The organism is Myroides sp. ZB35 (assembly GCF_001865835.1).
Lineage (GTDB): Bacteria > Bacteroidota > Bacteroidia > Flavobacteriales > Flavobacteriaceae > Flavobacterium > Flavobacterium odoratimimum.
Genome location: NZ_CP017769.1, coordinates 1513564 through 1538100, shown reverse-complemented (window position 1 = coordinate 1538100; position 24537 = coordinate 1513564). Strand labels below are relative to the sequence as shown.

The window sequence follows — 24537 nt, the reverse complement described above, 5'->3', positions numbered from 1 at the left end:
AAATATGAAAACAAAAAGATTAAAACTAAGCCTAATAGCTACTCTATGCTTATCAGCTATTACTTTTTATAGCTGTTCGAGTGATGATAACACTCAAGAAGAAGAATTTGTTGACTCTATATCATATAACTATAGTGACGTAACTAAGGTATTAGACTTTCTTCCTGCTCCAGGTCAATTTGTAAATGACTTACCTAAATATGAAGTAGGTGATACTCAAGAAATAATGAATCAGAAAGCATTGAAAGCTATTTCTGGCGACAAACTATCTATGGTATCACTTGGAGGTTTTGGAGGATATATTGTAATGGGGTTTGACCATACCATACCTAATAAGGATGGCAGAAGAGACTTTGTTGTATTAGGTAATGCTTTTAAGAACAGTTCAGAGCCAGGTATTATCATGGTTGCTTTTGATAAAAATAAAAATGGTAAACCTGATGAAGATGAATGGTATGAAATAGCTGGTAGTGAATATAAGAACCCTAACACTATTCCACATTATGAAATAACATTTCACAAACCTTCTCCTGAGTTAGATGCTAAAAAAGGAGATTTTGACAAATACATTTACTTTGAAACTAATCAAGGTCAAAAAGGTTATAAACCTAAAAACCAATTCCATGACCAAAGTTACTATCCTCTTTGGATAACCGATAAAAAGATTACATTCAAAGGATCTAGACTACCAAATAATGCTTCTGACACTAGTGGAAAAGGTACTTACTGGGTTTTACCAGAATATGAATATGGTTACGTAGACAACCAAGTTAATAGCCATATAGATGCAGCCATCGATATTAATTGGGCTGTTGATAAAAAAGGTAGCAAAGTAAAGCTTCCTGGAGTAGATTTCATTAAAGTATACACTGCTATGGATCAAGAGGCTGGTTGGTTAGGCGAAACTTCTACAGAAGTAGCAGGAGTAATTGACTTACATAAAGCCAAACTAAACGTTCCTACTAGATAAAATAATTAACCATTACAAATTATGAAAAAACACTTTACTAAGTTAAGTTCTATACTATTTTTAGGACTAACTTTACTAACAGCATCTACATTTACGAGCTGTTCTAATGATGATAATGCTCCTTATGTAATACCTACGTTTAATGGAACAGTTGAATCTGTAACTTTCGATGAAGTTACCATAGATCCACAACTGAACATTGCTAATGCTGTCTACAGATGGAAAGACAACGCTTCAGGAACTATTCTATCCAATGAACAGGTATTAAAGTACACATACAATACACCTGGAACTAGAGATCTAGTTTTAATAGTAGAACAAGGAAATTCTCATCGTTATTATACCTATAAAGTTGATGTAGCTAAAAGTTATAATTATAACTATGTTACACTTGACCTTTCTACTTTCAATCTAGCTGATGGTCAAGCTACTACAGGAGGTAAAATCTGGAAAGACACTTATACAGAAGATGCTGAACTAAAAAGTGATATTTTCAATTTTAAACATATTGCATATACTGACTATAACACATGGATGGGGTTCACTGTGTCTAATAGTACAGATAATAGCAATCAATACAAAGGTGATGGTTGGTTAGATAATCAGTGGGGAACAATGCCTCAAGGAGGAAGCGCAGGTAAAGGCTCTCCTTTTTTGGTATCTTTTGCTGATCACAAACCCCACCCAACTCTTCTAGATCCAAATAAACCATTTGCTATTGATAGATTCTCATCTGTGATAACTATCGAAGATAACAACAATTCATACAGAGCTATAAGTGCTAACTTCGCAATAAGTCCTTGGCCATACTATGGAATTTTAGAAGGGGATGATTATGCTAATAAATTTAAAAAAGGAGACTACTTCGCTATTCATATTTATGGAGTTAGTAAAGATAAAAAACTTACTACTGCTAAACCTGTGACTCATTATTTCGTTGATTTTAGAGAAGGTATAAATGAAATAAATAAAAATTGGAATAAAGTAGACCTATCTTCATTAGGAGAAGTTAAGTACTTAGTATTTTTCTTAGAAACTACTGATGTAGGACAGTGGGGAGCTAATACGGCATTATATTTTACTATGGACAACCTAACAGTCGATAAAATAGACAAATAATTAACTAAAGAACAACTACTAGAATAGTTCTTTAAATCTTTAAATAAAAAACTATGAAAAAACATTTCTTAAGGTTAAGCACCTCTTTAATATTAGGGCTTACACTTCTTACTGCTACTACATTTACTAGTTGCTCTAGTGATGATAATAGCATACCATTAAGAGAAAGAGAATCATTAAATCTTTCTTCAGTTCCTTTAACGCTAGATACAAAAGATGGCAAAATATGGAGAGAAACATTTGAAAACACACCTCTAGTTGTTTCTCCTTATACATTCAGTCATAAAGTAAATGATTTTAGTGGTGTTAAATATTGGAATGGCTTTACTGTATCCAACAGTACAGATAAAGAGGATCATAATGACAACTTTCCTACTTACATGTATGGTACAATGGCTGATAACACTACACCATTCTTAGTTGCTAACACTTCAGGAGTTCCATCAGACCTAAAGAAAGGGGATATTATAGATACTGATAAAGCATTAACAGTAGTTACTCTTAAAGAGAGCTACTCTGTAGAATCAATAGAATTAGCATTAAGCCCATACACATATCACTCAACTCAAAGAGGAGATGCTTTTGCAAAGAAGTTTGTAAAAGGAGATTTCTTTAAAGTACTTGTTTATGGACTAGATAGTAATAAAGCTATTGCTACAGAACCAATAGAACACTTCCTGATTGATTATAGAAAAGAAGTTGACAAAGTAAATATGGACTGGCAAAAAGTAAATTTAGAAAAACTAACTAATATAAAATACCTGGTGTTTTATATAGATTCATCTGATAAAGGAGAATGGGGAGTTAACACACCTGCATACTTTACAGCTAAAAATCTTACAGTTTATAAAACCAATTAAACATCATTAAAAGGACTATGTACAATAGTCCTTTTTTATACCTTGTTCTATCCTTTAGATTAACACACCTAATAATGAACATCCAGATAATACAGTCACTAACTATGACTACAGATATAGAACAATTACTTACAGAATACAATAGAGCTATACAAGCAGATTTAAGGCCATTAGACAACTCCATCAGCATAAGTCCTAACTCAAGTACAGATAACGTCTCTAATGAAGCGTTACTATATATAGCTAAAGTGAATGGTACACTAGCAGGCTGTATCGCCATGCACAGACTTACTGATACGACATGTGAGATTACTAATCTATATATACGCCCACAGCATCAAGGGCTTGGTCTAGGAAATAAACTATGCCAGCAGATCATACAACATATAGAGGATCAACGTTAAAAGTTGGGGAGGAAAGTGTAAAATAATATCTTTGTGCTATGATGGATAGCCAAGAAATACTAAAACTAATCTTACCTACTTACTTAGTAGAACACTTCAATATTACTAAAGTAGAAGAATTAGAGACCAAACTACATATCTACTTTGAAGAGAAGAATGATTACGGAAATCAATGTGCTGAAAGACAGCTTATTTCTAAAGGTTTCCATAGTATGATTACTATTGAAGACTTCCCGTTACGAGGTAAATCAGTTAAACTACACGTACAACGTCGTCGTTGGACAGATAAACAAACAGGAGAAATTATATCACGTGATTGGAATATCATCGCAGAAGGAACACGAATGACTACAGAGTTTTCGGAGTTCTTAAAAAAAATTGGCCGATACTAAAGTACTTAGCTGTAAGGCTATTGGTGAATTATTTGGAGTTAAAGGTGAAAAGTTTCAACGCCAATACAAACATAAAACTAGTGGTTTCAAACAATGGAATCAACAAGAACATGCACAAGACTGGCTACTCTATCCAGAAAATATAACTGAACAACTGTCCATAGATGAAGTATGTTTATCTATGGGAGAATTGTACACTATACTGACTTCTAAAGCAGGTAAAGGTCAGAAAAAGACCATTGTAGCGATAGTTAAAGGAACAAAATCAGATACTGTAATAAAGCATCTATCTAAACTACCTAAAAAACTTAGAGATAAAGTTACCGAGATTACTTTAGATATGGCAGGGGCTATGAAACAGATAGCTAAGAAGTGCTTCCCTAAAGCTGTGCAAGTAATTGATCGTTTTCATGTACAAAAGCTTGTAAGTGAAGCTGTACAAGATATTAGAATAAAATATAGATGGGCTGAGCTTGACGCTGAGAACACTGCTGTTTTAAAGGCTAAGGAAGAAGGCATTATATATAATCCTGAAATACTTAGTAATGGAGATACTAAGAAGCAACTTTTAGTTCGCTCACGTTCTCTACTTTATAAAAACCAAATTAATTGGACATCTGACCAACAAGAAAGAGCTAAGATACTATTTGAATTATACCCAGAGATTAAACAAGCCTATCTACTTGCTAATAACCTTAGACAGATATATAATCTACAAATAGATAAAGAAATAGCTATGACTAAGCTTGCTCATTGGTTTAATGATATTGAAAAAGCTTCACTCAAACACTTTAGTACTGTTTTAAAGACGTTTAATGTACACTATAACGAAATCATCAATTACTTTATTAATAGAAGTACAAATGCTTCTGCGGAATCATTTAATGCCAAAATTAAATACTTCCGTATGATGTATAGAGGTGTTAGAGATAAGAAGTTTTTCCTTTTTAGATTAACTAGACTTTTTGCCTAGTCCCCAACTTTTGTCACTGATCCCATATAGAATCACTAAACTACAAGAGAATTTATGTAACTACTAGTAAAGCGCAACAGGGCCAGAACGCTATCTATAGAGAATATGGTTTTACCAAGTGTACACCTTATGTAACAGTGCCACATCCTAACGCCATCTATATGGATTATATATTTGTCAAAGATGATTATATCCAGAATAACCTTTTAAAGGTAGCCTTAAGAATTTTTAAATATCGTAATAGAGACCAATACAGATAAGGATATAATAACAAAAAAGCTCTCCCGCACTAGGAAAGCTTTTCATTGGTCTAACTACTAAACCTTTAGTGCTTTCGCACTTAACAACACAACTATTTTTAGCTCCTCTAATGTTAAACATTTAGAGGCCAAAAAAAACCTCCCAACTTCATGAGAGGCTCTTTTTTATTGGCGGTCTGGACGGGACTCGAACCCGCGACCCCATGCGTGACAGGCATGTATTCTAACCAACTGAACTACCAAACCAATATTCAATATTTTCTACGTGTTATTATCAAAAGTCAACAGTTGATTAAAAAAAGCTCTCCCGCACTAGGAAAGCTTTTCATTGGTCTAACTACTAAACCTTTAGTGCTTTCGCACTTAACAACACAACTAATCTTTAGCTCCCTAAAAAACTTTAGAGGGCAAAAAAAGCCGTCCCACGTTGTGAGAGGCTCCTTTTAACTGGCGGTCTGGACGGGACTCGAACCCGCGACCCCATGCGTGACAGGCATGTATTCTAACCAACTGAACTACCAAACCAGTGTTTTTTGTATTAAAGCTTAATTCTTTAACGGCGACAAAGGTAACTCTTTTTTTAAAACTTCCAAACTTTTTTTAAAGTTTTTATTTTTTAACGAAGAGTGGATAAAAAAGCATCTCTATATTTCAAGAGATGCTAGTCTCCCCTTTTGCGGTCTGGACGGGACTCGAACCCGCGACCCCATGCGTGACAGGCATGTATTCTAACCAACTGAACTACCAAACCTTCGTCGTTATTGCTTTAATGCGATGCAAATATACAACCATTTTCTACAGTACCAAATGTACTTTTAAAAAAATTCAAACTTTTCTCCTTATTAAATTTGATAAAACTGAGTATCAACAATATAAAACACAAACTTTTTTTCATTTTTTTTACTCCATATTCTCTGCTCTTTTCATAAACAACAAAAATCATACTAATTCCACGTACTATTTAGCATCAGCACCTCTTATAATCTCCTGTTTTTCTCTAAAAAAGTATTGTGATTATTTAAAAAAACAAGCCATCAAATCAAAAAACACAACAATCACCAACGATTTACAAACCAGAAAATACAATATCTCCTATCTGACAACTCGCTTTTCTACTCTTAAAACAAAAAACTGAGTAATCCTCTCCTCCATAAAAGAGCCATTCCTAACATTATTACTCTCTTATTAATACAATATGTCAAAGAACCTATGAACTATAATTCACTGACAAAACTACACGATCATACATTCTTTATCTTACATACTGCTTATTATAATCACTTCTGCATTATTTTGCCCTATTATGGTCGCAACTATTGTGACACTATACTCACTTCTCTAGAATAAAGTCAAAAAAAAAGACCCTCATTACTGAGAGTCTTCCTTAATACTATATATATCGAGGATTATAATAATCCTTCAATGAAATCTACATAAGTTTTCTTAGGTGCAACACCTACTTGACGTTGTACTACTTCACCATCTTTGAATACTAATACAGTAGGGATATTTCTAATACCGAATTTAGCAGCGAATTCTTGATTTGCATCAACATCTACTTTACCTACTACAGCTTTTCCTTCGTATTCTGAGCTGATCTCTTCGATTACTGGCCCTAACATTTTACAAGGTCCACACCATACTGCCCAAAAGTCAACCACTACGGGTTTGTCTGATTTTAATACTACTTCCTCGAAAGTAGCATCTGTTATTTCTAATGCCATTATTCTTTGCTTTTTATATTATACCAACAAACTTAATAAAATTATTATAGTAATCGACCTACATACAATTTTTTTTATCTATAAAACCATTATCAAATAATATTGCTTTTACTAGTTTAATTTAAAATCTACTTGTAAGGCTTCCAGTTCTTCTAGTAATTCTGCTGTGATATTCACTCTACTATTGCGACTGGTAAACTCTAATCTATTCACTACTCTAAACTCTGGTACATCCACCGCTATAGGCTCATCCATATCAAAGCTTTCACTAGCACCATCCTCTTCATCTCCTTCATTCATTCTTAGCTGTGGCACTGCTACAGGAGTAGCTTCTTTCTCTATTCGTTCTACCTCTAGTACCTCGAAGTTTACAAAGCTATCCCCTTGATATCTACTAAAAGCATCTTTGATTAACTCCGCTTGCCTAGAAGCCACATCTTTTACGTTCATCACTACAGTAAGTTTCTTAGCATAAGTAGGGATTACTTCATGTAATAACTTCATTTCCAAAAACTGAATACGAGGCTCGCTCTTCTCTCCTGTATCTTTATTTACCCAACCATCCTTAACTAATATCTTAATGTATACAAATGTATTGTTTAATAAGAAATGTCTAAACTTCAAGAACTCCTCATTGAACATTCTGAACTCAAAGCTCTCGTCATAACCTTCTATAGTAAACATAGCCCAATCTTTCCCTTTAGCAGAAGTACGGAACTGTACATCACTAATCATTCCTCCGAACATCAAATTGCGCCCTGTGAAAGGATTTAAGTCTGTCAACTCCTCTACCTTCACATTACAGAAATATCTCATCTCAAACTTAAAGTCATCTAAGGGATGTCCTGAGATATAAATCCCTACTACCTCTTTCTCCTTCGCCAACTTCTCCATCGTACTCCATTCCTCACAGATAGGTAATAAAGGCTCAGGTATTTGTACTTCACTACTCTCCCCAAATAGACTAAACTGAGAAGAATTATCGTTCTCCTGAGACTTAGCCCCATAGCGTATAGCTTTCTCTAAGAACACGATATTATCACTTGGGTCTGTGTGGAAGTACTGTGCTCTATGTGTGTTTTTAAAACAGTCAAAACCTCCTGCTAAAGCAAGATTCTCAAAAGCTTTCTTATTAGCAGATCTAAGGTCTATTCTCTTCGATAGATCGAATACTGAGGTGTATAACCCATCTTTTCTATTCTCTACGATAGTATTTACAGCCCCTTGTCCTACTCCTTTAATTGCTCCCATACCGAAGCGAATCTCATAGTTATCATTTACTGTAAACTTGTAGAATGACTCATTCACATCAGGTCCTAATACTTGTAGTCCCATGCGCTTACACTCTTCCATGAAGAAGGTAACCGACTTGATATCATTCATATTATTAGACAGTACAGCCGCCATATACTCCGCAGGATAGTGTGCCTTCAGATACGCTGTCTGATACGCTATCCATGCATAGCAGGTCGAGTGAGACTTGTTAAACGCATAAGAAGCAAAGGCTTCCCAGTCTTTCCATATCTTCTCTAGTGTAGTAGCATCATGTCCTTTAGCAGAAGCCTGCTCTACGAACTTTGGCTTCATCTTATCTAGTACATCCTTCTGTTTCTTACCCATCGCCTTACGCAGTACATCAGCCTCACCTTTAGTGAATCCAGCCAACTTCTGCGACAGAAGCATCACCTGCTCTTGATATACCGTAATACCGTACGTCTCCTGTAAGTATTCTTCACATGCATCTAAATCATATACGATAGGCTCTTCCCCATTCTTACGACGAATAAACGAAGGGATATACTCTAGTGGCCCTGGACGATACAGTGCATTCATCGCTATCAGATCGGCAAATACAGTAGGCTTCAGTTCACGCATATACTTCTGCATACCTGCAGACTCGTACTGAAACACCCCGATAGTCTCACCTCTCTGGAACAGCTCGTAGGTCTTCACATCATCGATAGGTATCTTATCTGGGTCTATATCTATACCTGTACGATACTTCACTAGTTTAATCGTGTCCTTAATAAGGGTTAATGTTTTTAACCCTAAGAAGTCCATCTTTAGTAGACCTGCACTCTCTGCTACCGAGTTGTCGAACTGCGTTACATATAAGTCTGAGTCTTTAGCTAGAGTTACTGGAACGAACTTCGTAATATCATCAGGAGTAATAATTACCCCACAGGCATGAATACCCGTATTACGCATTGACCCTTCTAGTATCTTAGCTTGCTGTATAGTTTCTGCAGCTAATGATCCCTCTTGAGCTAAGGCTATTAATTCTTTTACTTTATCAAATTCTTCTGATCGAAGCACTCCTTTTATAGCGTTCTCATCCTCTGTTAAGAATCGATTCAGATTCCACTTAGATGGCATCATACCTGGGATAAGCTTCGCGATTCTATCTGCCTCGAATAACGGTAAGTCTAACACCCTAGCCGTATCTCTAATCGCAGACTTAGTCGCCATCTTACCATACGTGATAATCTGTGCTACCTGATTAGCTCCATATTTATTGATTACATAATCCATTACACGACCACGACCTTCATCATCGAAGTCAATATCGATATCGGGCATCGATACACGGTCAGGGTTAAGGAAACGCTCAAAAAGCAAATCATACTCGATAGGATCTAGATTCGTAATTCCTAGACAGTATGCCACAGCCGAACCCGCAGCCGAACCACGACCAGGACCTACAGACACTCCCATCTCTCTCGCTGCTGCGATAAAGTCTTGTACAATCAAGAAATAACCAGGATACCCAGTTCTCTCGATAGTCGCTAGTTCGAAGTCTAGTCGCTCTCGGATCTCCTCTGTCACCTCAGGATATCTCGCCTCTGCCCCTTTATAAGTAAGGTGTCTTAAGAAGTTATTCTCTCCGCGTTTACCACTTCCATCTCCTTCTAAATCTCGCGCATCTTGAAATTCCTCTGGTATATCGAACTTAGGTAGTAATACATCGCGGTGCAGCACGAATGGCTCCACCTTATCCACTACCTCTTGTATATTATAGATAGCATCGGGCAAGTCTGAGAACAGCTCCTTCATCTCCTCAGTAGACTTAAAGTAGTACTCCTGATTAGGAAGACCATATCTATAGCCTCTACCTCTACCGATAGGAGTAGACTGCTTCTCACCATCCTTCACACACAATAGAATGTCGTGTGCATTCGCATCTTTTTTATCTAAATAATAAGCATTATTAGTCGCTATCAGTTTCACATCGTGTTTACGTGCTAGCTCTATCAATGCCTTGTTCACGCGATTCTCATCCTCTTGATTATGTCGCATCAACTCTACGTATAGATCCTCGCCGAACTGCTCTTTCCACCATAGTAGGGCTTCTTCAGCTTGGCGTTCACCTACGTTTAATATCTTACCAGGTACCTCCCCATATAAGTTACCCGTCAGTACCATCACATCTTCTTTATACTGCTCTACCACCTGCTTATCGATACGAGGTACATAGTAGAACCCGTCTGTATAAGCGATAGAAGCCATCTTCGCTAGATTGTGATACCCATTTTTATTTTTAGCAAGTAATACTACTTGATATCCATTGTCTTTTTTAGTCTTATCCGTATGATTCTCACAGATAAAGAACTCACATCCCACGATAGGTGTCAGTGTCTGTAATGGTTCCTCTCCATTCTCAGCGCGCTCTTTATTCTTAGCCTCTATCCCCTTATTATGGTTATTCACAGCCATCACGAAGTGGAATGCTCCCATCATATTACCGTGATCCGTCATCGCTACAGCAGACATATCACAGTCACCAGCCTTCTTCACTAGATTATTAATCGCTATCGTAGACTGTAAGATAGAGAACTGTGTATGCACGTGTAAGTGTGCGAAGTTCGCCTGATCTAATAATTCTTTCTCGTGATCAGACACTTCTTCAGATGCTCCTCCTTCTAGTTTTGCCAGTCGCTTGCGAATCTCTTCAGACGCCTTCTTTAAGTTAATATGTTTAAGACCAATCAGCTGAAATGGCTGAGGGTTAGCCTCGCGGTAACGCACGATATACTCCTCATCCTGCTGTAACTCTTGAGTAGAGAATGTTCCATGCTTGATTAACTCTAAGAAACATCGAGTAGTCGCCTCCACGTCAGCAGTAGCATTATGTGCCTCAGCGAACTTCTCACCAAATAAGAATGTATGCAGCTCTGTCAATGTAGGAAGCTTATATCTACCTCCTCTACCTCCAGGTAGCTTTAGCATCTCAGCCGTCACCTCTGTACACGTATCCAGTACAGGTAGCTCTGACATAATACTATTCACCCCCTTACGATAAAACTCACATCCCATAATATTCACGTCAAACCCAGCATTCTGACCGACGATAAACTTAGTCTTAGACAGTGCAATATTAAACTTCTCCAATGCTTCCATTAGAGAAATACCATCTTGCTCTGCTAATTCTGTTGAGATACCATGTATGCGCTCTGCATCATAAGGAATATTAAATCCTTCTGGCTTAATCAGATAATCTTGATGCTCTATCAGCTTACCATACTCATCGTGTAACTGCCAAGCGATCTGTATACATCGAGGCCAGTTATCAGTATCGGTAATGGGCGCCTGCCAACTTTTAGGAAGCCCTGTGGTTTCGGTATCAAAAATTAAATACATACTTGATTATAAGAGTTTTAACCTTAAATAAGGTAGAATAGTGTAAAAAACAAAGTTACAAAACTTTCACGAAGTGATGCTGTGATGTCGTTCTTTTGTGTTTTTGTGATGTCGTGATGTTGTATTTATGTTGTTCTGTACATTGTCATAGACTTGAATACATAAAGTATATAAAAAAGACCACTCATAAAGAGCAGTCTTATATATCTCACAATGCCGAAGGCAAAAATTCGTAATTCGTAATTAATAATTCGTAATTATTTACCTACGCTCACAGACATTTTATACACCACACCATCTTGGAAAGACTTCATATCCCTAAGTGTATTCTTATAGTACTCTTTCTGTTTCGTAGTTAATTTATAAAACCCTGGCATAGTATCTTTCTTCATATTCGCAAAGAACTCTGCAGTGACCATTCCAGGCACTTGACTATCCTTATCCGCAAACGTAAATTCACCAGTATTAGTGATATTATTCGCTGTTTTATAGATAGCGATAGGCACTTTAGTTACTTTATCATAAACGATATACTGTGCGAAAGCTGTCTTTAGGTCAGACACATCTACTGGCACTACATCCCCAAAAGCAAATGTTCTTTCTTCAGGTACGTCCGAGAAAGCATAAGGAACTCTTAAGGTAAACATCGTTGTATCCGTTTCTGCCTTTAGATACAGTATATTCTCATTAGCCACTCTTAAGTCAGTATACTGAGGTCTCCATGTTTCGAATTTCACTCCAGTTGTAAATTCTTCATTATTAACCATCGCAATAATACTCGGATCAGCAGTCTTCGTCTCATTCTCACATGCGATGAATCCTAACCCTAATACCATCAAAACTATCCCTATAACCTTTTTCATATTTTTAACTATCTTCTTTAATAACAGCAAATACAAAAATATAGTATTTTAACCACACAAAAAAGCTTTATTTTAATATAATATTAACTTTTGTATTCTCTCCGTAATTTACTAAAAGTAATTGCCTTTAAAGTTAGTTTACCCACCTAATTTCATTAATACTTCACTATAATATCCCTTCTTCATAACTATATTTATCTGCCCTCTTATGACACTAATGCCTCAATATTCCCTTTTTGCACAATAATGAAGACACACTCCTACCCTAACCACCTCACCATCAAACAACAAGGATAATTCTATACTAATTCCTTCGGATACCATTCGGAAATAACCAGTATTTACTTAGGGTAAAGAAAGGTTTACCGAAGCGTTCTAATTCTCTACCCGAATGATCTACAGACTAGCTCAGTTTAGAATAGTAGAAGAGAATTGATTTAATTACGTCATAGAACACACAGTGTGTCAGATAGATAGAAAATAAAAAAAATCAATATATTAACGAATCACTTCAAAATAAATATTATCTTTGCACCTCAATTTTGAACCGAGGTCGGGTACCTCAACTAATTAAATTAATTATGTCTGTAAAAATTAGATTACAAAGACACGGTAAAAAAGGAAAACCTTTTTACTGGGTAGTAGCTGCTGATGCACGCGCTAAAAGAGATGGTAAATTCTTAGAGAAAATCGGAACTTACAATCCTAATACTAACCCTGCAACTGTAGAATTAGATGTTGATGCTGCTGTTAAATGGTTATTCAACGGTGCTCAACCTACAGATACTGCTAGAACATTACTTTCTTACAAAGGAGCAATGTTAAAACACCACTTACAAGGTGGAGTTAAAAAAGGAGCTTTAACTCAAGAGCAAGCTGACGCGAAATTCGCTGCTTGGTTAGAAGAAAAAGCTGCTAAAATCAACGCTAAGAAAGAAGGATTATCTTCTTCTAAAGCTGCTGACAAAGCTGCTAGATTAGCTGCTGAGAAAGAAGTAAACGCTAAGCGTGCTGCTGCTGCTCAAGCTAAAGCTGCTGAAGCACAAGCTGCTCCTGCAGAAGAAACTGCTGAAGCAACTGAAGAAAGCAACGAAGAAACTCAAGCATAATTTACTAGCGATATGCGTAAAAAGGATTGTTTCTATTTAGGCAAAATCGCAAAGAAATTTAGCTTTAAAGGGGAGGTGCTTATTTATTTAGACACCGATGAACCTGAGTTATACGAAAACTTGGAATCAGTGTTCGTCGACTTCGACGGACAACTGGTTCCTTTTTTTATGGAACAAGCTTCATTACATAAAAGCGATTTTTTAAGAGTTAAATTCGAGGAGTCTAACTCTGAAGAAGATGCCGACCGATTAGTCGGATCAGAGATATACCTACCACTGACGATGCTTCCTAAACTAGAAGGAAACAAATTCTACTACCACGAAATCACTGGTTTCGATGTAATAGATACTAACGAAGGTGAAATAGGTCAACTAAAAAGAGTAAACGATAGTAATTATCAACCTCTATTCGAGATAGACTTTAACGGAACCGAAATATTAGTTCCGATGATAGATGAACTTATCCATAAAGTAGATCGTGAGAATAAGAAGTTATATCTTAATGTACCTGTTGGGTTATTAGATATTTATTTAGGTAGATAATACATCATACAATACAACCTCGAGACACTTGTTTCGAGGTTTTTTGTTTTTATATTTGTCGATTATGGTAGCACTACATGACTTAGGTAATCGCATCTGCATCATTGGACTTAGCTCCTCTGGAAAGTCTACTCTAGCACAAGCTTTAGGGAAGAAACTGAATCTAAATATCCTGCATTTAGATCAGATAGCACATATCCCTAATACAGACTGGACACCTCGTGACAAAGCGCTTATGACAGCTGATCATCAGGCATTCTTAACGGATCATACAGACTGGGTGATAGAAGGCAACTATAGCTTCTTAATGCCTGAGCGATTTAAAGAGGCTACCTGTATTATCTGGTTAGACTTCTCTCCTATCGGAGCACTGTATAGATATATAAAGCGCAGTATCACGCATAGAGATACTCGCCCTGGCAACTTAGATGGTGCCAAGAGTCAATTCAGTATGAAAATGGTCAAGTATATCTTATTCGAAGCTCCTAAGAAAAGCCCTAAGTATGTAGATCTGATTAATAATAGTTCCGCTACCTTCATCCATATCAGAAGTTTTAAAGAACTGATGAAGTGGTATAGAATGTGGGGATTGTAAATAATCTATTCTGATAGTTGTTAAATTGATTTAAAATTCATTTATACCCTTTATAATACCTATAACTTACTTTCCACATTATCTCTTTATTCTTTCCAAGGTTCTTTCAAGCCTCTACCTCCCCTTTTGGTTATTCCTTGACTATAAATTACGCTTAATCATTTTAAAAAATATATTCTAATTTTTTATCAACAGCACAAATAAAAGACCTCAAAACATAATTAATAATCTGTATATAAGTTAAATAAAAGAATTATATTAGATTCATAAAAACCACAATTATGAAAAAGTATCTATTTTTATTATTGATTATGACCTCTTCTTTTGCTCAGAATACCTCTGAAGTAGAAGTGATGAGATACAGTTATAAAACGAGTATTGCCAATGGGTCTAAAAAGCTTGTCCGTGATGGTAATGCTATACTTGATATAAAAGATAAAGAATCTAGATTTACAGATCTGATGAACTATAGTTTTGTAACCTCTCAAAAAACAGACAACCCTGAGAAGGGAAATCAAGCTACCTTTAAATGGACTGTATATGCTGATGGAACTAATACTTCGTTCTATGATAAGATAGGATTAGACCTGAGCTATTATGAGGAAGATAAGAATAGTATAAAGTGGACTATACTTCCTGAGGTTAAAGACTGGAATAACTATAAGGTACAAGAAGCAACTGCTACTTATGGTGGTAGAGCATGGACAGTGCTATTCATCCAAGATATACCTGTACAGAGTGGACCTTATAAATTCATTAATCTACCAGGCTTCGTAGTGAAGGCTTGGGATAGTGAGAATCACTTTGTTTTTGAACTACTTGACAGTCAGAAAGTATCTACTTCATGGGATATTGTCACTGATGATAAGTATGCAAAATATTCGAAAGACCAGACAAATAAAGCACGTAAAGTAGCGGCTAGTAAAACGTATGCACAACTATTAGAAGAAAAAGGTACTGTCCTGGACAAAGTTACTGCTGAATATTTCAATAGAAAAGTAGGTGACAGTGAGAACCCTATTGAACGTGATTTTTAACTTAAATCTTTTATTCTACCTTACACTTCTGTACAGCTATACATTAGGTCGCTAAACGTCCTTTTTGTACTTTTGCAAAAAGACTAAGCAAGATGTTTCAATTTAAACAGTTTACGATACAGCAGGATAAATGTGCGATGAAGGTAGGTACGGATGGAGTACTATTAGGAGCATGGACACCGATAGACAATAATCCTTACAATGTGTTAGACATAGGATCAGGCACAGGACTATTAGCCTTAATGATGGCGCAGCGTACAGGTGCAGAGCAGATAGATGGAGTAGAAATAGACGAAAACGCACATGAGCAAGCTGTAGAGAACTTTGAGAACAGCCCTTGGGGTGATAGACTATTCTGTTACCATGCCGATTTAGAGACCTTCGCTAATGAGATGGAAGAAGAATATGATCTAATTATCTCTAATCCTCCCTTCTATAGTGAAGATTATCACACGAATGATAAGCAGAGAGATACTGCTCGTTTTCAGGATGCGATGCCTTTTGATTTATTAATTGAGGCGGTAGAATATTTCTTGTCTGAGAAAGGTGTCTTTAGTGTAATTATTCCAGCCAAAGAAGAAGAGACACTGATGAGATTAGCAGCCGAGTTTGGTATCTATCCATTCAAGGTAACTCGCGTTCGAGGGAACGAACAAGCTGAAATCAAACGTAGCTTAATTGCTTTTTCACGTCAATTAGTGGAGAAAATCCCCTTAGATGAGCTAACTATCGAAGTAGAGAGACATCAGTACACTCCAGCATTTGAGGCACTTGTGAGAGATTTTTATTTAAAATTATAAAAAAAGTTACTTTTATTTTGTTTATTCCAAAATAAATTAATGATATTTGTACCAACGAAAACAAAGAAGAAAAAATGAATACAGTTTATACAATGATGATGACAATGATGATGTGGAGAAATCCGCAGGGCTTGTTATTTGCATAAACTTAAATTCTAAATAACATATATAAAGCCCTTGCAATAGCGAGGGCTTTATTTTTACACCAAACCAAACAGTATATAATTAGATAAATATAAATACCATGATTTTCAATACTAACACAATGATGATGGCAATGATGATGATGAACATGATGATGTTCACGACGCCCTATTGCCTAAAGTCAACGAGTTAGTTATAATCTAAACAAAGAGATTAAAATACTTGAAGTCCTTTTGGCAATGCCGAAAGGACTTTTTTTATGCCCTTTACTCAGCAGGGTTAAGTACTGAGAAAACAAAAAAAGTAACTAAAACATTAAAAAAATATAACCATGAGCAATCTAAATTTTTCAACACAAGCATTACACGCAGGACACAATGTACAATCTACAGCAGGAACAAGAGCAGTGCCTATCTATCAGACATCATCGTATGTATTCGAAAATGCTGATCATGCAGCAGGAGCTTTTAACCTGTCTATCCCAGCGTATATCTATACAAGATTAAACAACCCTACTAACGATATCTTAGAACAACGCTTAGCTGCACTTGAGGGAGGTATCGGAGCAGTAGTAACAGCATCAGGAGCATCTGCTATCTCTACAACGTTCTTAACATTATTAAAAGCAGGAGACCATATCGTATCATCTAATAGCTTATACGGAGGGACTTACAACTTATTTAATGTTACTCTTCCAAGGTTCGGTATCAACACCACTTTCGTAGATCCATCTGATGTAGAGAACTTCAGAATAAATATTCAAGAGAACACAAAAGCAATATTCGTAGAGAGTTTAGGTAATCCTAAGTTAGACATCATTAACCTAAAAGCAGTAGCGAAGATTGCACAGGAGTTTAAGATACCTTTCATCGTAGATAACACTGTTGCCTCTCCTGCTCTACTTAACCCTATCGAATATGGAGCTAATATCGTAGTACACTCGCTGACTAAGTATATCACAGGTAACGGGACTTCTCTAGGTGGAGCGATTATCGATGCAGGGACATTTGATTGGTCAAGTGGTAGATTCCCAGAGTTCACAGAACCATCACCAGGATACCACGGACTAATATATCACCAAGCATTAGGTAATGCCGCTTTCATTGCCAAAATCAGAGTAGAAGGATTAAGAGATTTAGGTGCAGCACTTAGCCCATTCAATGCTTTTCAAATCATCCAAGGATTAGAAACATTACCTATCCGTATCCAAAAGCACAGTGAGAATGCTCTTGCATTAGCAGAGTGGTTAGAGAAACAAGATGCTGTAGCATGGGTAAACTATCCAGGACTAAAATCAAGCCCTTACCACGACTTAGCAAAAGAGTACTTACCTAAAGGACAAAGTGGAGTGGTAACATTCGGATTGAAAAAAGGATTTGAAGCAGCGAAGACAGTAGCGAACGAGACAAAACTATTCTCACTACTTGCCAATATCGGAGATACTAAGTCCTTAATCATCCACCCTGCTTCTACTACACATCAACAATTAAGTGTGGCTGAACAGAAAGCAACTGGGGTAGCACCTGACTTAATCAGACTGTCAGTAGGAATAGAAAACATTGAAGATTTAAAAGCCGATTTAGCTAACGTATTTAAAACATTATAAGATGAGTACCCAAACAGATATACTAAAACATATTCCGATAGACCCACACACAGGAGCCATCGCCGTACCGATCTATCAGACTACGACATTCGCTCAAGAAGCACCAGGGGTAAACAAAGGATTTGACTACACACGTACCAACAATCCTACTCGTCAAGCCCTTGAAGAATTAGTTGCCTCTTTAGAGAACGGCGCAAAGGGGTTTGCCTTTGGAAGTGGACTTGCTGCAATAGATGCTGTATTTAAAACACTGAGTCAAGGAGATGAAGTAATCGCAGTAGCTAATATATACGGTGGCACCTATAGGCTATTGAATGAGGTGTATGCAAAGTTTGGAATCAAGACTCATTATGTAGATACAACAGTAGCCGCTAATGTAGAGAAAGCAATCAATGACAAAACAAAATTGATATGGATAGAAAGTCCTACTAACCCTACACTGCGTATATCAGATATACAAGTTATCACGAGTATCGCTAAACAACACAAAGTTTGGGTATGTGTAGATAACACCTTCGCTACCCCAATAGCACAAAAGCCGCTAGACTTAGGAGCTGATATCGTGGTACACAGTGCTACGAAGTATATAGCAGGACATTCTGATGTAGTAGCAGGATTAGTAATAACCAAAACAGAAGAAATAGGAAAGGTCATTAAGTTTCACCAAAACTCAACAGGAGCTATACTAAGTCCCTTCGATAGCTTCTTAACCATCAGAGGCATTGAAACACTCTTGTTGAGATATAAAGGTTACTCTGAGAATGCTATCCAGATTGCAGAATACCTCAGCACGCATCCAAAGATAGACAAGATATATTATCCTGGATTAAAAAGTCATGAAGGACATGAGCTTGCTAAGAAGCAACAAAAGTATTTTGGAGGAGTCATCAGCTTTGATCTAAAAGAGAATACGAGAGAAGCTGCCTTACAAGTCATACAGAGTTTAAAACTCTTTACCCTAACAGAAGGTTTAGGAGGTATAAAGAGCTTGAGCAATTATCCCTTTGAAATGTCTCATGGCTCAGTACCTAAAGAGACTAAAATACAAGCTGGGATAACAGAAAGTCTAATACGACTATCTATAGGATTAGAAGAAACAGAAGATTTAATAGAAGATATCAAACAAGCATTAGCACAATAAATAACAATAGAATACCATGAGTCGCTTACAAGAAATAACAATCACTAATCACACACTACCAAACGGAAGTACACATACTTTTCACTTCACCTATCAGGTGGTGGGACAACCTTTACACAGTGCTCCTATCGTATTGGTTAACCATGCTTTGACAGGGAATAGTCAAGTAGCTGGAGACAACGGCTGGTGGAATAGTTTAGTGGGTTATGACAAAGTAATAGACCTCAACAAATACACCGTTATCGCTTTTGACATTCCAGGGAATGGCTATAACCAACAAGAGACACACCTCATCCAAGATTATAAAGCACTAACGACTAAAGTTATCGCTGAAGTGTTTTGGAAAGCCTTAGACCGATTACACGTAAGTCACCTTTACGCGATCATCGGAGGAAGCTTAGGAGGAAGTATCGCATGGGAGTTAGCTTTTATAAGACCTACGGCAGTAGATCATTTAATCCCTATTGCGACAAGTTGTAAAGCATCAGATTGGTTAATAGGTAATGCCTTAGTACAAGACAGCATACTGAACAACTCATCAAAGCCGATAGAAGACGCTCGTATGCATGCTATGCTACTCTACCGCACTCCTGCATCGCTCCAGCAGAAGTTCGCCAATGGGTATAAAGAAAGTGAAAACCAATATGCGATAGAGAGTTGGCTTAAGTATCACGGGCAGACTTTAGAAGGTCGATTTAAGCTACAAGCTTACAAGCTAATGAATCACCTGCTAAAAACAATAGGTCAAGAACAGACACAAGATAGTCTAAAGGCTTTTGCTCAACTAACAAGTGCACAGATACACTGTATAGCAGTAGATACAGATTATATGTTCACAAACAAAGAACAAGAACAGACAGTCGCTTTATTAAAGGACTGTTGCAAACACATTACATACCAAGAGATTCAATCAATACACGGCCACGATGCCTTCTTAATTGAATACGAACAATTAAACAATTTATTAAAACCATTATTCTAAAATCAGCACATCATGAAAATAGTAAAGTTTGGAGGAAAGTCTCTTGCATCAGGGCAAGCTTTTGACAACGTAATCAATATCATTAAGAAAAAGGTAAACGAAGGACCTATTACCATAGTAGTTTCTGCTATCGGAGATACAACAGATACCTTAGAGAATATATTAGACTTAGCAAAGACTAAACAAGATTATACAACTGCTTTTGAAGCGTTCAAAAACAGAGCATATCACAATGAAGCAGATATACATACAGAAATAGAAGTATTGAGCAAATTATACGAAGGAGTTTCTTTAATTGAAGACTACGGGTTAAAAATTAAAGACCAAGTATTAGCACAAGGAGAATTAATATCAAGTAAGATATTAGCTGCTCAGTTAAATGCCAAAGGGATAAAAGCTATTGCTGTAGATAGCCGTCAATTCTTTATCACAGATAACAACTTCGGTAGTGCACAAGCATTAGATGAAGTATCGAAAAAGAAGACACAAGCTTACTTTGCTACCTTAGACAAAGGGACTATTGCAGTAGTAACAGGATTTATCGGTGCAACTGAAAAAGGGGAAACGACTACACTAGGTCGCAATGGTAGTAACTACTCAGCAGCTCTATTAGCTAATTTTATCCAAGCAGATGAATTGCAAAACTATACTCACGTAGACGGTATCTATACTGCTAATCCTGATTGGGTAAAGAACGCTCAAAAGATAGAAGAACTTCACTTCGATGAAGCAAATGAGTTAGCCAACTTCGGAGCTTCTATCTTACATGCTAAAACGATATTACCTCTAGTAGAAAACAATATACCTCTGCGTATCTTGAATACATTAAACCCAGATAACAAAGGAACATTAATCTCAAACAAGACTACTGCTAAAGGAATCAAATCTCTTTCTGTACAGTCTAATGTTGCCTTAATACAGTTTGAAGGACGTGGGTTATTAGGTATCGTAGGAGTTGATGCTCGTGTATTTACAGCATTAGCAAATGAAGGAATTAGTGTAGGTGTTATTTCTCAAGGTTCTTCAGAACGTGGATTAGGTTTTATCGTAGAAGAGAAAGATGCTGATAAAGCAGCAGAAGCTCTAAATAGAGAGTTCTCTAATGATTTCTATACTCGTGATGTGAACAGCATCTCTATCATTCGAGATATAGCAGTGATCTCTATCATCGGTCAAAACCTAAGCACATTTGACAAGCCTTATGCTGCATTGGTGAAGAATAAGATCGTTCCTATTCTATTCAACAATACGGTAACAGGAAAGAACGTAAGCTTAGTTGTTCGTAAAGAAGAAGCGAAGAAAGCATTAAATGTCATCCACGGACAGATATTCGGTATCGCGAAGAAGATAAACATCGCTGTATTTGGACACGGATTAGTAGGAGGAACTTTAATCGACCAGATCTTACACTCAGCTCAATCTATAGAAGGCAAAAAGAATATAGCTCTTAACATCTTCGCTATTGGTAACTCTAAAAAAGTATTGCTAAACGATGGAGGTATTAACTGTAACTGGAGAGAAGATCTAAAAGAAAAAAGTGTTGCTTATAATATCCAAGAAGTAATCGACTATGCGAATGCTAACCACTTAGAGAACTTAATAGCGATAGATAATACAGCTTCGGGCGAGTTTATCAAGAATTATATTCCGTTAGTAGAGAATGGTTTTGACCTTATCTCATCAAATAAGATAGCAAACACCATCTCTTATAGCTTCTACAAAGAGCTTCGTCAAACATTAAAGGCAAACCACAAAGAATATCTATACGAGACAAACGTAGGTGCAGGTTTACCATTGATTGATACGATTAAACTACTTCATTTATCAGGAGAAAATATCACAAAGATAAAAGGAGTGTTCTCAGGAAGTCTAAGCTACATCTTCAACAACTACTCTATCCAAGATAGACCATTCAGTGAAGTACTGAAAGAAGCGATAGAGAAAGGATATACAGAGCCAGATCCTCGTGAAGACTTATCAGGTAATGATGTTGGACGTAAGTTATTAATACTAGCTCGTGAGTTAGACCTACAGAATGAGTTCGAAGAGATTAATATCCAAAACTTAATTCCAACAGACTTACAAGCTGTGGATACACCAACGTTCTTAAACAGTTTAGAGAAGCTAAACCCTTATTTCGATAAGATAAAACAAGGCTTAGCACCAGATACAGTACTTCGCTATGTTGGAGAACTATCAGGTGACTTACAAGAAGACAAAGGAGTATTAGAAACGAAGCTAATCAAAGTACCTACTAGCTCAGCATTAGGACAGTTAAAAGGTTCAGACAGTATATTCGAAATATATACAGAGAGCTATGGTGACAACCCTATCATTATCCAAGGAGCTGGAGCTGGAGCATCTGTTACGGCACGCGGAGTGTTTGGAGATATCTTAAGATTAGCTGATAAATAAATTGGTTAACGGTGGACAGTTGACAGTGAACAGTTCTTGCCTTCGGCATTGTGTACACATAGTATATCAATGTAGAGACGGATTATCATCCGTGTCACCCAAGGTTCATCAAGTTTATTAAATCTATAAACAGAGTCGTTGTTGTGGATTTAGGGAACAGTAAACATTTTTTTGCCTTCGGCATTGAGTACACATAGTATACCAATGTAGAGGCGGATTATTATCCGTGTCACCCTAGGCTCTTCAAGTTTACTAAATCTGTAAACAAGGAAGTCATTGTCTTGAATTGATATTGTGGATTTGGTGGACAGTGAACAGTTCTTGCCTTCGGCATTGCGTACACATAGTATATAAATGTAGAGACGGATTATTATCCGTGTCACCCAAGGTTCATCAAGTCTATTAAATCTGCAAACAGAGTCGTTGTTGCGAATTTGGTGCGCAGTTTACTGTTTTTGCCTTCGACATTGTGTACACATAGTATATCAAGGTAGAGACGGATTATTATCCGTGTCACCCAACGTTCATCAAGTTTATTAAATCTGTGAACTGTAAACCAAAAACTGTGAACCGCTATAGTGTCCCACTTTATGCTACCATTTAATACTATAATAATCATATTAGATCATAATAGTCAAGTATGTAAAAAGACTTTATACAAGCGATTACTTTTGATTTGTATTTGATATATAACTATTACCCAAAAACTAAAGACTAACACCGTTAACTGTCCACTGTGAACCGTAAACTAAATAAAGATGAATACAAGAAACAATGAAGAAGGCTGTTGTTTTGAGACACAAGCCATAAGAACACAGACAGAGCGCTCCCAATACAATGAGCACTCTACACCACTATACCTAACCTCTAGCTTTGTCTTTGACGATGCAGAGAATATGCGTGCTGTATTTGCAGAAGAAATACAACAATACTCTTACTCTCGCTTTACTAACCCTAACCAAACAGAGCTGGTTGAGAAGATACGTATATTCGAAAAAGCAGAAGCAGGTTTTGCCTTTGCTACAGGTATGGCGGCTGTGTACTGTAGCTTGTTCCCATTATTAAAAACAGGTGACCACATTGTTTCTTGTTCTAATATTTTTGGTTCTACGAGAGGGTTATTCAGTAATACCTTTCCAGAGTGGGGAGTTGAGACGAGTTACTTTGACCTCAATCAAGTATATGATGTAGAGCGTTTAATCAAACCTAACACTAAGATACTATTTGCAGAGAGCCCGACTAACCCAGGAGTAGATGTATTAGACTTAGCTTACTTAGGAGAGATAGCAAAGAAGCACAACCTTATTTTTATCGTTGACAATACCTTCGCTACACCCTATCTACAGAACCCTATCACCTTAGGAGCTCATATCGTAGTACACTCTGCTACGAAGTTAATTGACGGGCAAGGTAGAGCATGTGGAGGAGTGACCGTAGGATATAAAGAATACATCCATAAGATATATCTGTTTGCCCGTACCATAGGCGCTAGTATCTCACCTTTTAATGCTTGGGTATTATCTAAGAGCTTAGAGACATTAGCCATACGAGTAGATAGACATTGTGAGAATGCCTTGACCATAGCCGAGTATTTAGAAAAACATCCAGCAGTGGAGTTTATCAAATACCCTTTCTTGCCAAGTCATCCACAATACGAAATTGCTAAAAAACAAATGAAACAAGGGGGCAACATCATTGCCTTTGGGATTAAAGGAGGACTGGATGCTGGTAGAACATTCTTAGATGCTTTACAGTTATGTAGTCGCACTGCTAATCTAGGAGATAGTAGAACTATCGTTACCCACCCTGCTTCTACCACACATAGTAAGGTTCCTGCAGAAGAAAAAATAGCCACAGGTATTACAGACAACCTGATACGTCTATCTGTCGGTTTAGAGAATACAAAAGATATTATCCGTGACTTAGAACAAGCTTTAACTGCTGCACAGTAAAACAAGTTCA

At 36.8% G+C, this 24537-nt stretch carries 19 protein-coding genes and 3 tRNA genes; 16 read left to right on the top strand and 6 right to left on the bottom strand.

Features of this window, described 5'->3' with window-relative positions; translation table 11 throughout:
• Nucleotides 1–4: 4 nt before the first annotated feature.
• The 6 genes from BK054_RS06965 (at nucleotide 5) to BK054_RS06940 (ending at nucleotide 4718) form a co-directional block, all read left to right on the top strand.
• Nucleotides 5–970 (top strand): PKD domain-containing protein, encoded by a 966-nt coding sequence (locus BK054_RS06965; protein WP_071307150.1) that lies wholly within the window; start codon nucleotides 5–7, stop codon nucleotides 968–970.
• A gap of 21 nt (nucleotides 971–991) precedes the next feature.
• A complete protein-coding gene (locus tag BK054_RS06960; RefSeq protein ID WP_016650063.1) occupies nucleotides 992–2089 on the top strand; it encodes a DUF4465 domain-containing protein in 1098 nt (365 codons plus the stop codon).
• A 53-nt stretch (nucleotides 2090–2142) separates the two neighbouring features.
• On the top strand, nucleotides 2143–2949 hold the full coding sequence (locus BK054_RS06955; protein ID WP_071307149.1) for a DUF4465 domain-containing protein: 807 nt from the start codon (nucleotides 2143–2145) through the stop codon (nucleotides 2947–2949).
• A 74-nt stretch (nucleotides 2950–3023) separates the two neighbouring features.
• Nucleotides 3024–3353 (top strand): GNAT family N-acetyltransferase, encoded by a 330-nt coding sequence (locus BK054_RS06950; protein WP_232234347.1) that lies wholly within the window; start codon nucleotides 3024–3026, stop codon nucleotides 3351–3353.
• Between the two features lie 38 nt (nucleotides 3354–3391).
• Nucleotides 3392–3745: a hypothetical protein gene (locus BK054_RS06945; RefSeq protein ID WP_006260368.1), complete on the top strand. Its 354-nt coding sequence runs from the start codon at nucleotides 3392–3394 to the stop codon at nucleotides 3743–3745.
• Complete coding sequence (locus tag BK054_RS06940) at nucleotides 3732–4718, top strand: transposase (RefSeq protein WP_071307148.1); 987 nt, start codon at nucleotides 3732–3734, stop codon at nucleotides 4716–4718. Before BK054_RS06945 ends, BK054_RS06940 begins: the two co-directional genes overlap by 14 nt.
• A 429-nt stretch (nucleotides 4719–5147) precedes the next feature.
• On the opposite strand, the gene BK054_RS06935 is transcribed toward BK054_RS06940, so the two are convergent.
• The 6 genes from BK054_RS06935 to BK054_RS06910 all read right to left on the bottom strand — a co-directional run bounded on the left by BK054_RS06935 (nucleotide 5148) and on the right by BK054_RS06910 (nucleotide 12203).
• Nucleotides 5148–5224: transfer RNA gene (locus BK054_RS06935), tRNA-Asp, on the bottom strand.
• Nucleotides 5225–5426: 202 nt separating this feature from the next.
• Nucleotides 5427–5503, bottom strand: a tRNA-Asp gene (locus BK054_RS06930).
• Between the two features lie 152 nt (nucleotides 5504–5655).
• A tRNA-Asp gene (locus BK054_RS06925) sits at nucleotides 5656–5729 on the bottom strand.
• A gap of 655 nt (nucleotides 5730–6384) precedes the next feature.
• On the bottom strand, nucleotides 6385–6702 hold the full coding sequence (gene trxA / locus BK054_RS06920; protein ID WP_006257591.1) for a thioredoxin: 318 nt from the start codon (nucleotides 6700–6702) through the stop codon (nucleotides 6385–6387).
• 111 nt (nucleotides 6703–6813) lie between these two features.
• On the bottom strand, nucleotides 6814–11340 hold the full coding sequence (gene dnaE / locus BK054_RS06915) for a DNA polymerase III subunit alpha (protein WP_071307147.1): 4527 nt from the start codon (nucleotides 11338–11340) through the stop codon (nucleotides 6814–6816).
• 257 nt (nucleotides 11341–11597) lie between these two features.
• Entirely contained in the window at nucleotides 11598–12203 is a 606-nt protein-coding gene (locus BK054_RS06910; RefSeq protein WP_071307146.1) for a hypothetical protein, read from the bottom strand.
• Between the two features lie 581 nt (nucleotides 12204–12784).
• Between BK054_RS06910 and BK054_RS06905 the strand changes: the two genes are divergently transcribed.
• The 10 genes from BK054_RS06905 (at nucleotide 12785) to BK054_RS06855 (ending at nucleotide 24527) form a co-directional block, all read left to right on the top strand.
• Nucleotides 12785–13312, top strand: a complete 528-nt coding sequence (locus BK054_RS06905; protein ID WP_006257596.1) for a 30S ribosomal protein S16 — start codon at nucleotides 12785–12787, stop codon at nucleotides 13310–13312.
• A gap of 12 nt (nucleotides 13313–13324) precedes the next feature.
• On the top strand, nucleotides 13325–13855 hold the full coding sequence (rimM, locus tag BK054_RS06900) for a ribosome maturation factor RimM (RefSeq protein ID WP_006257597.1): 531 nt from the start codon (nucleotides 13325–13327) through the stop codon (nucleotides 13853–13855).
• Nucleotides 13856–13919: 64 nt separating this feature from the next.
• The gene (locus BK054_RS06895) at nucleotides 13920–14450 is read left to right on the top strand and encodes an adenylate kinase (RefSeq protein ID WP_071307145.1); all 531 of its coding nucleotides are present in this window, start codon (nucleotides 13920–13922) and stop codon (nucleotides 14448–14450) included.
• Nucleotides 14451–14731: 281 nt separating this feature from the next.
• Complete coding sequence (locus BK054_RS06890) at nucleotides 14732–15487, top strand: GLPGLI family protein (RefSeq protein ID WP_071307144.1); 756 nt, start codon at nucleotides 14732–14734, stop codon at nucleotides 15485–15487.
• 92 nt (nucleotides 15488–15579) lie between these two features.
• Nucleotides 15580–16287 (top strand): tRNA1(Val) (adenine(37)-N6)-methyltransferase, encoded by a 708-nt coding sequence (locus tag BK054_RS06885; protein WP_006266183.1) that lies wholly within the window; start codon nucleotides 15580–15582, stop codon nucleotides 16285–16287.
• A 475-nt stretch (nucleotides 16288–16762) separates the two neighbouring features.
• On the top strand, nucleotides 16763–18037 hold the full coding sequence (locus BK054_RS06880) for an O-acetylhomoserine aminocarboxypropyltransferase/cysteine synthase family protein (RefSeq protein WP_071307143.1): 1275 nt from the start codon (nucleotides 16763–16765) through the stop codon (nucleotides 18035–18037).
• Between the two features lies 1 nt (nucleotide 18038).
• Entirely contained in the window at nucleotides 18039–19178 is a 1140-nt protein-coding gene (locus BK054_RS06875; RefSeq protein ID WP_071307142.1) for a trans-sulfuration enzyme family protein, read from the top strand.
• A gap of 16 nt (nucleotides 19179–19194) precedes the next feature.
• Nucleotides 19195–20160, top strand: a complete 966-nt coding sequence (locus BK054_RS18570) for an alpha/beta fold hydrolase (RefSeq protein WP_071307141.1) — start codon at nucleotides 19195–19197, stop codon at nucleotides 20158–20160.
• Between the two features lie 12 nt (nucleotides 20161–20172).
• Nucleotides 20173–22575 carry a bifunctional aspartate kinase/homoserine dehydrogenase I gene (gene thrA, locus BK054_RS06865; RefSeq protein WP_071307140.1) on the top strand — a complete coding sequence of 801 codons (2403 nt, stop codon included), beginning with the start codon at nucleotides 20173–20175 and terminating at the stop codon, nucleotides 22573–22575.
• 758 nt (nucleotides 22576–23333) lie between these two features.
• Complete coding sequence (locus BK054_RS06855) at nucleotides 23334–24527, top strand: trans-sulfuration enzyme family protein (protein WP_006257607.1); 1194 nt, start codon at nucleotides 23334–23336, stop codon at nucleotides 24525–24527.
• Nucleotides 24528–24537: the final 10 nt, after the last annotated feature.

What these genes read in the sequence shown, in the direction of transcription:
- BK054_RS06895 (WP_071307145.1), top strand. Translation starts at nt 13,920, where the DNA reads ATGGTAGCACTACATGACTTAGGTAATCGCATCTGCATCATTGGACTT.
- rimM (WP_006257597.1), top strand. Translation starts at nt 13,325, where the DNA reads ATGCGTAAAAAGGATTGTTTCTATTTAGGCAAAATCGCAAAGAAATTT.
- thrA (WP_071307140.1), top strand. Translation starts at nt 20,173, where the DNA reads ATGAAAATAGTAAAGTTTGGAGGAAAGTCTCTTGCATCAGGGCAAGCT.
- BK054_RS06910 (WP_071307146.1), bottom strand. Translation starts at nt 12,203, where the DNA reads ATGAAAAAGGTTATAGGGATAGTTTTGATGGTATTAGGGTTAGGATTC.
- BK054_RS18570 (WP_071307141.1), top strand. Translation starts at nt 19,195, where the DNA reads ATGAGTCGCTTACAAGAAATAACAATCACTAATCACACACTACCAAAC.
- dnaE (WP_071307147.1), bottom strand. Translation starts at nt 11,340, where the DNA reads ATGTATTTAATTTTTGATACCGAAACCACAGGGCTTCCTAAAAGTTGG.
- BK054_RS06890 (WP_071307144.1), top strand. Translation starts at nt 14,732, where the DNA reads ATGAAAAAGTATCTATTTTTATTATTGATTATGACCTCTTCTTTTGCT.
- BK054_RS06885 (WP_006266183.1), top strand. Translation starts at nt 15,580, where the DNA reads ATGTTTCAATTTAAACAGTTTACGATACAGCAGGATAAATGTGCGATG.
- BK054_RS06960 (WP_016650063.1), top strand. Translation starts at nt 992, where the DNA reads ATGAAAAAACACTTTACTAAGTTAAGTTCTATACTATTTTTAGGACTA.
- BK054_RS06855 (WP_006257607.1), top strand. Translation starts at nt 23,334, where the DNA reads ATGAATACAAGAAACAATGAAGAAGGCTGTTGTTTTGAGACACAAGCC.
- BK054_RS06880 (WP_071307143.1), top strand. Translation starts at nt 16,763, where the DNA reads ATGAGCAATCTAAATTTTTCAACACAAGCATTACACGCAGGACACAAT.
- trxA (WP_006257591.1), bottom strand. Translation starts at nt 6,702, where the DNA reads ATGGCATTAGAAATAACAGATGCTACTTTCGAGGAAGTAGTATTAAAA.
- BK054_RS06875 (WP_071307142.1), top strand. Translation starts at nt 18,039, where the DNA reads ATGAGTACCCAAACAGATATACTAAAACATATTCCGATAGACCCACAC.
- BK054_RS06945 (WP_006260368.1), top strand. Translation starts at nt 3,392, where the DNA reads ATGATGGATAGCCAAGAAATACTAAAACTAATCTTACCTACTTACTTA.
- BK054_RS06950 (WP_232234347.1), top strand. Translation starts at nt 3,024, where the DNA reads ATGAACATCCAGATAATACAGTCACTAACTATGACTACAGATATAGAA.
- BK054_RS06965 (WP_071307150.1), top strand. Translation starts at nt 5, where the DNA reads ATGAAAACAAAAAGATTAAAACTAAGCCTAATAGCTACTCTATGCTTA.
- BK054_RS06905 (WP_006257596.1), top strand. Translation starts at nt 12,785, where the DNA reads ATGTCTGTAAAAATTAGATTACAAAGACACGGTAAAAAAGGAAAACCT.
- BK054_RS06955 (WP_071307149.1), top strand. Translation starts at nt 2,143, where the DNA reads ATGAAAAAACATTTCTTAAGGTTAAGCACCTCTTTAATATTAGGGCTT.